At 71.3% G+C, this 13,336-nt stretch carries 12 protein-coding genes; 4 read left to right on the forward strand and 8 right to left on the reverse strand.

Annotation, left to right across the window (positions count from 1 at the left end; all coding sequences use genetic code 11):
* Positions 1–3,808: DUF6531 domain-containing protein (locus FOE67_RS29975; RefSeq protein WP_182660777.1), on the reverse strand; the 3,808-nt coding region annotated here is incomplete at its 3' end.
* Positions 3,809–4,402: 594 nt separating this feature from the next.
* Between FOE67_RS29975 and FOE67_RS04850 the strand changes: the two genes are divergently transcribed.
* Genes FOE67_RS04850 through FOE67_RS04860 form a run of 3 tightly spaced genes read left to right on the forward strand, consistent with a single transcriptional unit; the run spans position 4,403 to position 7,025 of the window.
* Positions 4,403–5,146, forward strand: a complete 744-nt coding sequence (locus FOE67_RS04850) for an ATP-binding cassette domain-containing protein (protein ID WP_182660779.1) — start codon at positions 4,403–4,405, stop codon at positions 5,144–5,146.
* A 2-nt stretch (positions 5,147–5,148) separates the two neighbouring features.
* A complete protein-coding gene (locus tag FOE67_RS04855; protein WP_182660781.1) occupies positions 5,149–6,420 on the forward strand; it encodes a DUF7224 domain-containing protein in 1,272 nt (423 codons plus the stop codon).
* 14 nt (positions 6,421–6,434) lie between these two features.
* Entirely contained in the window at positions 6,435–7,025 is a 591-nt protein-coding gene (locus FOE67_RS04860) for a hypothetical protein (protein ID WP_182660783.1), read from the forward strand.
* 468 nt (positions 7,026–7,493) lie between these two features.
* Here the strand turns inward: FOE67_RS04860 and FOE67_RS04865 are convergent, their stop codons facing one another.
* The 3 genes from FOE67_RS04865 to FOE67_RS28885 all read right to left on the reverse strand — a co-directional run bounded on the left by FOE67_RS04865 (position 7,494) and on the right by FOE67_RS28885 (position 9,635).
* On the reverse strand, positions 7,494–7,868 hold the full coding sequence (locus FOE67_RS04865; RefSeq protein WP_182660793.1) for a VOC family protein: 375 nt from the start codon (positions 7,866–7,868) through the stop codon (positions 7,494–7,496).
* Between the two features lie 212 nt (positions 7,869–8,080).
* A complete protein-coding gene (locus FOE67_RS04870) occupies positions 8,081–8,524 on the reverse strand; it encodes a hypothetical protein (RefSeq protein WP_182660785.1) in 444 nt (147 codons plus the stop codon).
* Positions 8,525–8,951: 427 nt separating this feature from the next.
* Positions 8,952–9,635 carry an ArsR/SmtB family transcription factor gene (locus FOE67_RS28885; RefSeq protein ID WP_228473550.1) on the reverse strand — a complete coding sequence of 228 codons (684 nt, stop codon included), beginning with the start codon at positions 9,633–9,635 and terminating at the stop codon, positions 8,952–8,954.
* Positions 9,636–9,709: 74 nt separating this feature from the next.
* On the opposite strand from FOE67_RS28885, the gene FOE67_RS04880 reads away from it, so the two are divergent.
* Complete coding sequence (locus FOE67_RS04880; RefSeq protein WP_182660787.1) at positions 9,710–11,173, forward strand: MFS transporter; 1,464 nt, start codon at positions 9,710–9,712, stop codon at positions 11,171–11,173.
* Here the strand turns inward: FOE67_RS04880 and FOE67_RS28890 are convergent.
* From FOE67_RS28890 to FOE67_RS04895, 4 genes are all read right to left on the reverse strand, one after another.
* Entirely contained in the window at positions 11,154–11,429 is a 276-nt protein-coding gene (locus tag FOE67_RS28890; RefSeq protein WP_228473553.1) for a hypothetical protein, read from the reverse strand. The genes FOE67_RS04880 and FOE67_RS28890 overlap by 20 nt on opposite strands.
* A 162-nt stretch (positions 11,430–11,591) precedes the next feature.
* A complete protein-coding gene (locus FOE67_RS04885; protein ID WP_182660789.1) occupies positions 11,592–11,759 on the reverse strand; it encodes a hydrophobic protein in 168 nt (55 codons plus the stop codon).
* Between the two features lie 122 nt (positions 11,760–11,881).
* A complete protein-coding gene (locus tag FOE67_RS04890) occupies positions 11,882–12,706 on the reverse strand; it encodes an RNA polymerase sigma-70 factor (RefSeq protein WP_182660795.1) in 825 nt (274 codons plus the stop codon).
* Positions 12,707–12,753: 47 nt separating this feature from the next.
* Positions 12,754–13,336: carboxymuconolactone decarboxylase family protein (locus FOE67_RS04895; protein WP_323384233.1), on the reverse strand; the 583-nt coding region annotated here is incomplete at its 5' end.

The raw sequence follows: 13,336 nt of genomic DNA on the forward strand, positions 1-13,336 counted from the left end.
GAGACAGGGTGAGGGGGGTGAGTTCGCCGGTGTCGGGGTCGGTGAGGTGGGTGGGGGTGCCGACGAGGTCGGTGACGATGGCGGCGAAGCGGCGGTCGATCTCGTCCTGATCCGCGTCGCCGGCAGTGGTACGGGTGGTTTGGGTGAGGGGGTGCAGGCCGGTGTGGTCCCAGGTGGTGACGGTAACCGGCGCGGCGCCCTCGTGCACTGTGTGGTGTTCCTCGATGAGGGTGGTGTCGTGCCAGGTGAAGCGGATGGTTTCGGCGATGTGGCCGTCGGGGTGGTGGCGGTGTTTGGCGATGCGGCGGCCGAAGGGGTCGTAGGTGTAGGTCCAGACGGTGCCGTCGGGGGTGACCGTGCGGGTGAGGCGGTCGTGGGCGTCCCAGGTGTAGTGCCAGGTGTCGGGGGTGCGGGAGATGCGGGTGACGGTGCGGCGGATCACCCGCCCCGCCGCGTCATACGCATAGCGGGTGCGGCCGGCTCGGGCCAGGAGGGTGCCGGTGTAGGCGCGCTCCCCGGCCGCGTCGGCCGGTAGGCCGGGGGCGGTGGCGGCGGTTTGGTCGCCGGTGGGGTTGTAGGTGTAGGTCTCGGTGCCGGCCGGGCCGCTCAGGTTCGTCGGCCGGCCGATGGCATCCAGGGTGAGGGTGGTGGTGCCCGTGGCGTCGGTGACGGCGGTGGGATAGCCGTCCGCGCGGTGGGTCCAGCGCTTGTGGTGCAGCCGCCGACCACTGCTGGTGGCGGCGAGGGCCTGCTCGACCGTGCGTCCGGCCGCGTCGTGGCCGGTGGTGAGACTCAGGGCACCGGCGATGCGGCGCTCGGTCTCCCGACCGGCGGCGTCCCGGTGGAAGTCCAGGTGACGGCCGGCGGTCTCCAGGCCGATCGGGCGTCCGGCCGCGTCATAAGTCCATCGGCTGGTGTGACCGGTGGGGGTGGTGCGGGAGAGCGGGTGGCCCACCGGATCGAGGGTGAGGGTCAGGGTGTGGCCGTTGACCGTCTCGCTCAGCAGATTTCCGAGCGGGTTGTGGGTGCGGGAGATTTCCACGCCCGGTGAGGAGGCGGAAATGATCCGACCACCGGTGTCGTGGGTCCAGGTGGTGGTCTCGCCGGTGTCGGTGACCGTGGAAGTCACCCGGCCGAGGGCATCGTAGGTGTGGGTGAGGGTCTGTCCGGCCGGGTTGATGTGGCGAACCGGGCGGCCCACCGCGTTGAGGTGCCAGGTGGTGGTGCGGCCGTCGTAGTCGGTTTCGGCGACCGTGCGTCCGGCCGGGTCGAGGGTGTAGGTCCAGGTGCGGCCGTCGGGAGCGGTGACGGCGGTGATGTTCAACTCGGTGTCGCGGGTGAAGACATACCGCGCACCGTCAGGTGTGGTTTGCGAGACCGGTAGGTCGAAGGGGCCGTAGGTCCAGGTGGTGATGCCGCCGTTTTCGTCGGTGTGGGTCAGGCAGTTGCCCTCCGCATCCCACTCCCACGTTTCGGTGTGTCCGAGGGGGTCGGTGCGGCGCACCGGCTTGCCCTCGACCGACCACTCCATCCGGGTGACCGCGCCGAGGGGGTCGGTGATGGAGGTGGGGCGGCCGAAGGCATCCCGCTCCAGGACCGTGCTCCCGCCGAGGGGGTCGGTGACCGCGACGGGCAGCCCGGCGGGGTCGGTGTCGATGCGGGTGGTCGCGCCGAGTGCGTCGGTGATGGTGGCGGGGGCGCCGGTGGAGTGGTGGGTCCAACCGGTGCGGTGCCCGGCCGGGTCGATGACAGCGGTGCGGTTGCCCCGGTCGTCGAACTCCTGCCGCCAGATCGTGCCGTCGGCCTCGGTGATCGCTGTCGCAAGGCCCAAGTCGTTGTATTCGGCCCGGATCTCATGGCCGTCGGGGCGAACAACGGTGGTCAGGTCACCGTGCTCGTTGTGGGTGTAGCGGGTGGTGTGCCCCAGCGGATCGGTGACCGAGAGCAGGTTGTCGTAGCGATCCCATTGGCGGCGGGTGGTGTGGCCCAGGGGATCGGTTTCGGCGACGAGTTGGAAGCCGGCGTTGAACTGGTAGACGGTGGGGTAACCGCGTGCCGCGTGGGCGGTGGTGCGGTGGTTGGTGGTGTCGTACTCGTAGCGGTACTCGAAGACCCGACCGGAGCCGGTACCGAAGACGCACCGACCCGCTTCGTCGTACTCGTAGCGGTACCAGGTGTGGTTGCGGTCCTCCCACCGGATCAACCGGTCCTGCTCGTCGTACCACAGCCGAAGCGGCAGGCCGGAGGAGTTGAACACCCGTGCGAGGTTCCCGGCGTCGTCGTAGTCGAAGGCCAACAGCACCGGCTCATCCGGCGCGGAGAGCAGGCGGTAGGAGGTGATGCGCCGGTCCACCACCGCCACCCCGATCCGGTAGCCGCCCGAATGGGTGACCTCGACCGGCTCACCGGCGGCGTTGTACCGCACCTCGATGCGGTTGTCGTTGCGGTCGCTGATCGCCACCAGGGGCAGTTCGTTGCCCGGCGCACCGGGCACGGGGGCGAAGTGCAGCGTGCGGCCACTCTCGCGCTGGTGAATGGTCAGCGGCGTACCGGGCCGGCCATCCCAGGCCAGGGCCCAGCGGGGGCCCTCCACCGGCATCACCGGATCATCCGGATCGGCGGTGGGGACGGGGTAGAGGAGCTTGGCGCAGTCGGCGGCGTGGAAGGTGACCGAGTCGGCCTCCAGCACCAGGCGTTGATCCAGCGTGGAGGACCACGAGCGGCCGAACAGGCGGCCCTCCCGGTAGCCGGACAGATGGTGGCGCTCCAGCAGCAGCGGCAGGACGCCGGGCAGGTCCACATCGGTGGCAGGGAGCAGGACCTCGCCGGTGGCGAAGTCCACCGGGTCCTTGGAGGTGTTCTTCCCCGCCGCCGGACGCCCCTCCTGGCGGACCTGCCGTCCCTGCCCCCGCGCGCCGCGCGCCATGCCCAACGTGGCGGTCTTCGCCCCGGCGGAGGCCAGACGCCCGCCGGGTATGCAATCCAGCAGCGCGAACCCGACATCCCACAGGGACGCGTCGCCGTTGGCGTAGTCGATGAGGGTGTCCGCGAGGATGATCAGTGAGGCGGCCAGGATCAGCCCCCACACCAACGGCCCACCCAACACCAACGCCACAATGCTGAGCACCGTGACGACCACTTGGGCGACGGCGACGATGGTGTCCCAGTTGTCCACCACCCAGTCCGCGGCCTTCTGCCACCACTTCCGATTCGGAATCCCGGCCTCGGAGGCTTCCTCCAGATCCGCCTTGCACTTCGCGGCGGCCTCCTCGCGCAACTCCTTCGCCTGACCGGCCAGCGCGATCGCCAGATCCAGCTTCTCGCGCGCGTCGGTGACCGCCGCCTGCGCGTCGCCCTTGTCCCTCTCCGCGTCGGTCAGGGCGCGGCGGACCTCGGCGGCCACCTCGCCCTCATCCGGCGGCTCCGCCGCCTCCTCGGCGTCCTCCAGCGCGGAGGTCGCCCGCTCCAACCACGACTGCGCCGTGGAGAGCTCCTCACGGGCCTCGATCGCCCGATTCAACGCCCGATCCGCATCCCCCTGCGCCTCCCGCAACTTCGGCGCATACGTCAACAACGCCTGCGCCGCCAGGTCGTAGGAGGTGTGCAACTTGTCCAAGTCGGGCGGCAGCTTGTCGAACCGATCCCGATACGCCTCCGCGCTCTCCCCCACAAACGACGCGAGCGCCCCCTCCTCGCCCATCGCACGGACCTTGCCCAGGGCGGTGAAGACGTCCTCCGCGAACTCATCGAGTTCATTGCCCAGCCGCTCGATGCGATCCGGATCCCCCGGGGTGGGATCCGAACCCATCTCCACCGGCGACCAATCCGACGCCCGCCCCACGACCCATCAACCCCCATTGTCCGGTCCACCCGCGATCCCCCCGGATCCACGGATGGCAACCCCACGGACACTAAAGGAAACCGACGAGACCTCACAACGCTCTCCTCCGGCCCACTCGAAGGATGAGAACCGGTGTCGGGCCGTCTCCCACACAGGGCGTCACCATCGTGGTTCGCAATCCCGAAGCCGGTCGGTCGCTCCACCCCGGAGAACCCTTTGAACCATGGACATGACACTGTGGCCCGGCCCGTAAGGGAGTCCGCCCCACCTCGAGCCATCGCGAAAAGTCACCGTGAACAGGAGATCGCCCTCAAACAACCCTCCCATCATCACTCTCCGTGTCCTGTGTTGTGGTTCACGAAGATCCTCATTGACACTCCGCCACCGACACATCACTCTCTACACCCGTGGTGGAGGTGGGCATCCCTCCCGGGCCGGAGCGCTGTCTCCGGCTTCCTCACCCGACCGTCCTCCCGATGCCCCCACCACCGCCGCTCCGATGTCGGAACCCCGTGTCACTCATGGGCACGGGCCCGCGCCCATGACGCAAGAGACGATCAGGTGCCCTTTCACTTCGAACACTGCTCCTTCGGTTACCGGCGTGGCCGGCCCGTCCTCGCGGACCTCTCGTTGCGGGTCGGTTCCGGCCACGTGGCTCTGCTCGGGCCCAACGGCGCCGGGAAGTCCACCCTGATGAGCCTCGCGGCGACCACCGAGCGACCGTGGTCGGGCCGGGTCGTGCTGGACGGGCTCGGTACCGACAACCGTGCCGATCTGCGGGCATGGCGGCGCCGGGTGGGTTGGATGCCGCAGAACATCACGGCCGTGCCCGGCCTGACCGTTCGCGAACAGGTCGCCTACGCCGGTTGGTTGAAGGGCTTGTCCCGGGACTCCGCGTGGACCGCCTCGCTCGGGGCGCTCTCCCTGGTGAACCTCACCGAGAAGGCCGACGTGCCGTCGGGGGAGTTGTCCGGGGGTCAGATGCGGCGCGTGGGTATCGCCGAGGCGCTCGTGCACGACGCCGACGTGGTGCTCATGGACGAGCCCACGGCGGGACTCGACCCGGTGCAGTACGGCGTACTGCGGGACCTGATGGCCGGCCTGTCGGATCGCGTGCGCTTCCTCATCGCCACGCACGACAGCCGGGACCTGGCGGACCTCTACACCACCGTGATCGTGATGAGCGGCGGAGAGGTCCGGTTCCACGGGGACATGGCCTCGTTCCTCGACCACGCCCCGGGTGGCGGCGAACCCCACCGGCGCGCGGAAGACGCGTACCGGGTACTGAGCGGCGCGGAGGGTTGATCATGCGGTGGACGGCGAAGCGTCGTCTTCTCGCGACACCGGCGGTCCGGGTCGCCCTGATCCTCTGGCCGATGGTCGCCTGGTACGGCTTCACGCAACGAATGGAGCACCTGCCGGAGACTCCCTGGCAGGGGGCCGGCCAGGTGAGCCCGATCCTCGCGTTCCTGGCCCCCGCCTGCGCGGGAGTCGCCGCGTGGGAGGGGCGTCGCGCCACGGTGGGGCTGGTCACCGGGCGGGCGCCGGTGCGTTCCCGGTTGCGGATCGCGGTGGCGGCGCTGTGGCCCGTCCTGGTCATGGGGTGGGGCGGCCTGGTGACGGGGGTGACGGTCGTCGTCCACCAGGCTGGGAACGTGGCTCTTCCCCCGGTCACCGTTCTCACGATGTGGGCCGTGATGCTGGTGGGCTTCACCGCCGGGGGTTACGTCCTGGGCCGGGCTCTCCCCCATGCCGGAGGACTCGCCCTGGTCGTGGTGGTGAGCTGGGTCGTCGTCGCCTATCCACCCGCCATGACCCCGTACTGGCTGCGTCACCTCACCGGTGGTGGGATGACGGTGTGCTGCGTCGTGGACGCCGAGATCGCCGCCGAGGCGCGTCTCGCGCCCGCGCTGCTCGCCCTGGGTGTGGCCGCCGCCGCGGTCCTCCTGATCCACACCGGCCGGCGGGTGCTTCCGCTGGTGACGGCGCTGATTCCGGTGGCGGTCGGGCTCGGGGGCGCGGTGGTGTTGGTGCGGGACATGGAGGCGGTGCCGGAGGGCCCCCGGGCGGAGGGGCTTCGGTGTGAGGGAACGGCACCCGAGCTGTGTCTGTGGCCCGAGCAGGAGCCGCACCGGGAACGGCTGGACGATCGGTTCTCGGAGGCGTACGCCGCTCTGACGGCGGTGGGTGTCGAGGTTCCGCCCCGGATCGGCAACCAGCGTTGGGACCCCGGGGTGACCTATCTGCCGTTGTCGGTGGAACCGTCCTCCGAGGACGTGGCCCAGGCCCTGCCGAAGGCACTTCTGCCGTCGGAACCCCCGGAGTGCGCGTGGCGGGCGGGAGGTGCCTTCCCGGGAGGGGACGCGTATCCGGTGCTGGAGGCGTGGTTGACGATCGTGGTGGGCGGAGATCCCGCGGGACCGGAGCAGGCGGGGTACTTCGAGCCCCGGGACGTGGAGTTGGCCCGGCGTGTGGCGGAGCTTCCCGCCCCGGAGCAACACCTCTGGTTCACGCACAACCGGACCGCCCTGGACGACTGCACGACGGAGCCGCTGCTCGACGTGCCCGCCACGGACTGAGGGGACGAGGACCGGTGTGGTGGTGGATCCGGGCCCGGGCGTTGATCGTTTTCGCGGTGGCCACGGCGCTCACCGCGGGATGGGCTGCGGCGGGGCCGCGGGCGGAGGTGGGGCTGCCCAACGCGGTGGCCCAGATGATGGTGCTGGTACCGGCGGTGTTCCTGATCCCCGTGGTGCCGGTGGTCTGCTGGCTGCGCGGTGAGGAGCGGGTCGCCGGCCCCCGGGAGCGGGGAGCCGTGAGGCCGTTGGTCGGGTACCGCGCGGGGGTTCTGGGTACGGCGGTGCTGTGCGTGGCCCTGGCCGCCGTCGCCGGATGGTGGTGGCACGACGGCTCCGACGGCATCGCGGCGACGCGCAACCTGATCGGTTATCTCGGGGTCGCCCTGCTGCTGAACGCACTGTGGGGGCCCCGGGCCGCCACGCTCGGGGTGGTGGGGTTTCCCCTGGTCTGCGCGATGTTCGGGGCGGACGGAACGGGGCTCCAGGCGTGGGCCTGGCCGCTCGCCGATGCCGGGGAGTGGGTCGCGGCCGTGCTCGCCGTCGCGTTCCTGGCGGCGGGGGCGTTCACGGCAGCGGTGGGACCGAGAACGCGTCCGGTGGGTTGACCGGTGGTCCCGGCTGCCGGGGACGGCCGGGACCACGGGAACGGCGAGGGGGACCGGCGAGGGGAGAACGGCGGGTCGGGGGCTGCGACGAGTGGTGCGGGGTTCGGTCGCGGCGCCGCGACCAAACCTTCACCTTTCCCGGGGTCGGCTCTCTTGTCCCGGGCCTCGCCGGGATTGCCTCGTGGGGCGTCGCCGGCGTCGTGTTTCACAGATCGGGTTGATTCGGATACTGCGGTGGGAGAGTGAGATCCCGCCTGTTGCGGAGACGTGAGCCCGCGGTCGACCGGTTCTCGCCACGGGTCCGTCCGCCGAGCCGAATGCTTCACGGCGCAACCGGATCCGCACAACGACGGTGACTGCGTCGATACTTCCTCCTCGCCCCGTGGGGGCTCATCGCGAAAGCAGCCCCTGCGTCCGGTAGCGGTGCCCGACCTCCATGGCCGGGATGCCGCCCCGCGCTGTCCGCCGTCAATGCCGAACGAGACAGAACGGGTGGCCTGCCGGGTCCGCGAAGACGCGCCAACTCCGCTGTTCGTCGCTCTCATCGAGCAGTGAGGCGCCCAGAGCGAGGACCTCCTCCTGTGCTCGGTCCAGGTCCGCCACCTCCAGATCGAGGTGGAACTGCTGGGGCCGAGCGGGGTCCGGCCACCGGGGTGGCCGATGGTTCTCCACCCGCTGGAAGGCCAACACGAGCCCCTCGGTGTGCAGCGTCGCCCAGCTGTCGTCGAGCGACCACCGCGGATCGGGCCGGTTCACGACGCCACCGAGAAGTGCCCGGTAGAACCGGGACAGCCCAACGGGATCGGCACAGTCCAACACCACACATTGCAGCTTGGCGATCACGAAGGGCAGCGTCTCACGACACCACCATTCGGTGATGACCCGCCGGCCATCCAGTGTCCAGGGGTCGGGGGCCCGGGATCCGGCAGATGGGTGGAACATGGTCTGTCCACACTCGTGTTCTCGTGTTCTCCGTGACCCACGGGTCCGGGGAACCGGTGGGGGCGCCCGCCTTCGGGGGCGGAGGTGGTCACCGCGGTTGTCCCACGCCCGCGTCAGATGAGCTCGCGCCCGGTGGGGTGGGGCTCCTCACCGCCCCGGTCCCTCAAGCCGTGGAAGGCGAAGACGGCGGCTCGCTGTTCGTCGCAAGTCGCCACCTCGATGGGGTCGGCGGGGGCGAGAATGTCCACCGGCTCCGGATTCACCGTGCCGCTCTCCGGGTTCGCGATGTACACGTACCACCCGTTGGTCATCTGTTTCAGTGATCCGGAGGTGACCGCATCGCGACGGGCTCCCTGACAGCACAGCAGGAGACCTTCCCGCTCCAGCTCACGGCGGAGCCCCAGCAGACAGAGGGTGAGGTCGTCGGCGGTGTACTCGACTCCGGGGCGCCCCTCCCGGTACGCGGTGATCCCGGAGGGCGGGCCCTCCCGGATCTCCAGGGTGATCACCTCCTCGATACCGGTGCGCCCCACGGTTGTCGACACAATGCGTTCCATCGCTCTCCTTGTCCCCCCGAGCCCTCGACCCCGAGCCCCCGGCCCCCGGACGGTTCCGGGGCCGGGGCCGGGGCCGATCAGTCTCCGGGAACGGCGAGGTACCCGCGCCGCCGGATCGCCCGATGGGCCGGGGCGATGACGGCGTCCGCCGCCTCGGCCACCTCCGGGTGCGCCACCGAGATCCCGCCGACCTCCTCGATGAGGGCGTACAGCCGGGGGACGTCGAAGATGGTGTCGCCGTACGGATCGACGTCTCGGAGGGGCCCGGTAGTCGCACCCTTCCATCACGCGCGTGAAGTGCTTCCCCGCTTCGGGGCCGACGCACCGGCGCTCGTGGACCCGGGTCTCCGGGTAAACCGCGCACCCCATGCGGGAGAACCTCTCACGTGGACGCAACGGTGGGTGAGGGGATGAGAGCCGCCCGGGGTCAGTCGGCGAGGCGGTGGAGGGCGATGATGCCGCCGTGGAGAGGGTGTTCCCGGCGTTGGTCGTCGGTCTCCACGTACTCGTCGAGGACGGCGAGGATGCGGCGGTCGAGTTCCGCGACATCCTCGGGCGAGAGGTGGAGGGCGAAGCGGGTAAAGCCGCGGAGCGAGCCGGGGCCGGCCTCCCGCAGCTCCGCGGCGAAGGCGTCCAGGGGCACCAGGGCGGGGTCCACCGGGTCGGCCCCGGGCGGTCCGTCGGGAGCATCCGCGTCGGTATCGGGCGCGGCGTCGGGGTCCCCGCCGGCCGCCGGGAGGGGCGGGTTCCCGGAGTCGGCCGGTTCCGTGCCCGGAACGGGGAGTCCGAGGGGGTTGTCCAGCCACCAGGACAGCCCGGTGGAGCGGTAGGGCTTCTCCAGGGCGCCGGTCTCCCCCGTGCGCACCGGCGCCTGCTCCAGGAAGCCGGCGGCGACGAGTTGCCGCACGTGGTAGAGGACGGTGCCGGGGTCGCGTTCCAGCCGATCCGCCAACTGCTTGTTCGTCAGGTCGTGTTGGTGGCACAGCCGCAGAATGCGGGCGCGCAGCGGGTGGGCCAGGGCCTTGGCCTCGCGCATCGTGGCCGGACGCCGACGGCGGGGGTATCCGGAGGCCGCTCCGTTGCCGTGGTCTCTGTCGTGCCCGTCACCCATGACTCCACGATAACGGCCGAATGGACTCCTCTCCATCGATGGACTTTTTTCCATCAGTGGTGGAGGCTCCCTCCATGACCACCGACGGGGAACCCGCCATCGACCGACCGCCGACCGCCCCGGCTCCCGCGCGCGAGCCTTTGGGACGCTCCTACCGCCTGCTGTGGACCGCCTCCGGGCTGTCCAACCTCGCCGACGGCGTCGCCAAGCTCGCCCTGCCGCTGGCCGCCGCGCAGCTCACCCGCTCACCGGCGGCCGTCGCCGGCGTCGTGCTGGCCCTCACCCTGCCGTGGCTGCTGTTCGCGCTGCCCGTGGGGGTCTTCGTGGACCGCCTGGACCGGCGGCGGTTGATGCTCGGCGCGAACCTGTTGCGGGGCGCGCTGCTCGCCCTCCTGGTGGCGGCCGTCGCCCTCGGGTTGGACTCGATCTGGGCGCTGTACGCCATCGCGCTGGGTCTGGGCACGGCGGAGACGGTGTACGACACCGCCGCGCAGTCGATCCTGCCGCGCGTGGTGCGGCGGGATCAGCTGAGCCGCGCCAACGGACGCCTGTACGCCGTGGAGTTGAGTGCCAACGAGTTCGTCGGGCCGCCGTTGTCCGGGTTCCTCGTGGCGGCCGGGGTGATCGCCGCCTTCGCGGCTCCGGGGGTGTTGTGGCTGGTCGCGGTGGTGGTGCTGTGGCCGATGCGGGGGTCGTTCCGGGTCGGGACGGCGGGCCCCGGGGCGGGGACGAAACCGGGCCCGGCCCCGGAGCCGGGCCCGGCCTCCGACGGGCGGCGGGCCGTGCGCGAACGGCGGCTCGCGACGGTGGGCACGGAGATCGCCGAGGGGCTGCGCTTCGTGTGGCGGAGCCGACTGCTGCGCACGTTCGCCATGATGACCGGCGCCTTCAACCTGGCGACCAGCGCGGTGATGGCGATCATCGTGCTGTTCGCGGTGGGGTCGGGGTCCCCCATGGGACTCTCGGAGCCGGCCTTCGGCGTGCTGCTGGCCACGATGGCGGGCGGCAGCGTGGTCGGCTCGTTCCTCGTGGAGGGGATGGAACGGCGGTTCGGCCGGGTGGTGCTGATCTTCGGCAGTGTCCTCACCGGCGCGCTGATGGTCGGCACCCCGGCGCTGACCACGAACCCCTTCGTCATCGGGGCGGCGTTCGTCCTGGGCGGAGTGGGAGTCGTGGCGTCGAACGTCGTCATGGTCTCGCTGCGGCAGCGGATCACCCCGGACCGGTTGCTGGGGCGGGTCAACAGCGCCTATCGGCTGGTGGCCTGGGGCACCCGGCCGTTGGGCGCGCTGCTCGGCGGGCTGGTGGCGGAGGTGTGGGGACTGCGCGCGGTGTTCGCGGTGACGGCCGTGGTGATGCTGTCCCTGCTCACCGGGATGACGGTGGTCCGGGGGCAGGCCCTGGAGGACGCGGAGCGGGAGGCCGCCGAGCGGGAGAGGATCGAGGCGACGGGGGTTCCGACCGGCGACGCCCCGACCCCCGCCGGTCCTCCTCCGGCCGGCACCTCTTCCCCCGGCGTCACCGGGAACGGCCCGTGAGGGAGGTGTGCCGGACGCCCTGTTCCCCGACGTATCGAAGGGCGAGTCGCCGCATGCCGGCGATCTCCTCGGGCAACGCCATCGGCCGGAAGGGGTGGGACCAACTCCACCCGCGTCCGGAGCCGTGGACCCGACGTACGCGGAACAACGCCTCGTGTCGGCGCTCGGCCGGGGTGTGGCCTCCGAAAGGCGGGGTGAAACGAATCCGCCGTTGGCGGGATACGGCCTCCACCTTCCACGTGGGCGCGCGAACCACCCACTGCACTCTCCGCAGAGATCGTCACCAAGAGTGATAAGCGCGGGTCGAGCCCGGTGCAACCAATGGTTGCACCGGGCTCGACCCGCGGAAACACGCAACGGCGGCTCCCACCGGATGGTGGGGCCGCCGTTGCGCTTCGGGGGCCGCTTCAGCGGCCCGTCACCATCGATACCACGTACCACGGCTGCCGGAGGCGTTGGTGCTCCGCAGAACGAAGCCGAGAGCCCACACGACCAAGGCGATCACGGCGACCCACCACAGTGCCTCGAGCACGAAGCCACCACCGAACAGGAGCAGCACGAGGAGCAGAACGATCAGCCAAGGCATTTTGTCTTCTTTCTCCCGGTTGTCTTCTTCCTGCGTAATCGCCGCCTACCCGGTCATGCTCCTGTCACTCACCCGGGTTCCGGAATTTTTCCGTCCTCCGAAACCGTCCTCTCCCGCCCCTCTCACCAGGGGGTTCGCGGCACGTGACGCAGCTTCTCCGGGTTGCGGAGCAGGCGGATCGCGGTGATCCGGCCCTCCTCCACCTCCATCGCGGCGACGGTGTCCACCTCACCCGCGATCGTCATCAGCAAACCGGGTCGTCCCCCGACCAGGACCGGGTGGACCGCCACGTCCGGCTCCCGGCGGGTGACCCCGAGCAGCCAGCGGGCCGCCCGGTCGGCGCCGCGGATCGGGCGCAGCGCGGCCGACTTCCGGCCCCCGCCGTCGCTCCACACGGTCACCTCGGGGGCGAGCATCCGCAGCATGGCGTCCATGTCCCCGCCCAGGCAGGCCGCGAGGAACTCCTCGGTCACCCGGCGTCGCTCGGCGGGATCGGCCTCGTGACGCGGCCGGCGGGCCTCCACGTGCGCCCGGGCCCGACGGGCCACCTGCCGCACCGCCGCCTCCGAGCGGCCCAGCATCCGCGCGATCTCCGCGTGCGGGTAGCCGAACGCCTCGCGCAGCACGAACACCGCGCGTTCCAGCGGCCCGAGCGTTTCCAGCACCACCAGCAGCGCCCAGGAGACCTCGTCCGCCCGCTCGGCCTCCTCGGCCGCGTCGGGGGCGGTCACCATCGGCTCGGGCAACCACGGCCCCGGGTAGCTCTCGCGGCGGACGGCGGCCGAGTCCAGTCGGTTCAGGGAGAGGTTGGTGACGATCCGGGCCAGGTAGGAGGAGGGCGCGGCCACCGGTTCGGTCACGGCGTTCCAGCGGATCCACGCCTCCTGGAGGATGTCCTCGGCGTCCGCGACGCTGCCGAGCATCCGGTAGGCGATGCCGAAGAGCATGCCCCGGCGTTCCTCGAACTCGGCGGTGGGGTCCGCGACGGGGCCGCTCACGGCGTCTCCTCGGGGCTCGGGCCGCGCCGGGCGGGCAGCGGCGGGACGGCGCAGTCGGCGGAGAAACCCTGCGAGGTGAGGCCGAGCGCCAGGTAGGTGCGGGATCGGAGGTTCTCCAGCGAGACCATCGCGGTCAGCTCCACCAGGGCGCGGTCCCCCAGTTCGTCGCGGAGCGCGGCGACCAGGCCGTCCCCGACCCGGGGCGGAGTCTCGCACATCGCCTCGGCGTATTCGAGGACCAGCGCCTCCCGGTGGGAGAAGAGGTCGCGGTGGTCCCGCCACACCGGGACGTGCCGGATCGTCTCCATGGGCAGGCCGAGGCGTTCGGCGTGCCAGTGGCCGAAGTCCAGGCACCAGGAGCAGTTGATCCGGGCGGCGGCGGCCATCACGGCGAGGTGCTTCAGCGCGGGGTCCAGGGAGTTCCAGCGCTGCGCGCCGGTCTCCAGTCGGTAGAGGGTGCGCAGCACCCGGGGGTGACGGCCGACGGCGGACACCGGGGCGAGGACCCGGCCGAAGCGCAGGCGGGTGAGGAGGGAGGCCAGGCGCAGGGTCGGGGAGGGCCGGCGGACCGGTGGCAAC

The organism is Streptomyces calidiresistens, from assembly GCF_014141525.1.
GTDB classification, from domain to species: Bacteria; Actinomycetota; Actinomycetes; order Streptomycetales; family Streptomycetaceae; genus Streptomyces; species Streptomyces calidiresistens.

Bases quoted from the DNA above. Each gene is read 5' to 3' on its own strand.
- FOE67_RS04885 (WP_182660789.1), bottom strand. From the start codon at position 11,759: ATGCCTTGGCTGATCGTTCTGCTCCTCGTGCTGCTCCTGTTCGGTGGT.
- FOE67_RS04870 (WP_182660785.1), bottom strand. From the start codon at position 8,524: ATGGAACGCATTGTGTCGACAACCGTGGGGCGCACCGGTATCGAGGAG.
- FOE67_RS04880 (WP_182660787.1), top strand. From the start codon at position 9,710: ATGACCACCGACGGGGAACCCGCCATCGACCGACCGCCGACCGCCCCG.
- FOE67_RS04855 (WP_182660781.1), top strand. From the start codon at position 5,149: ATGCGGTGGACGGCGAAGCGTCGTCTTCTCGCGACACCGGCGGTCCGG.
- FOE67_RS28885 (WP_228473550.1), bottom strand. From the start codon at position 9,635: ATGGGTGACGGGCACGACAGAGACCACGGCAACGGAGCGGCCTCCGGA.
- FOE67_RS04890 (WP_182660795.1), bottom strand. From the start codon at position 12,706: ATGCTCTTCGGCATCGCCTACCGGATGCTCGGCAGCGTCGCGGACGCC.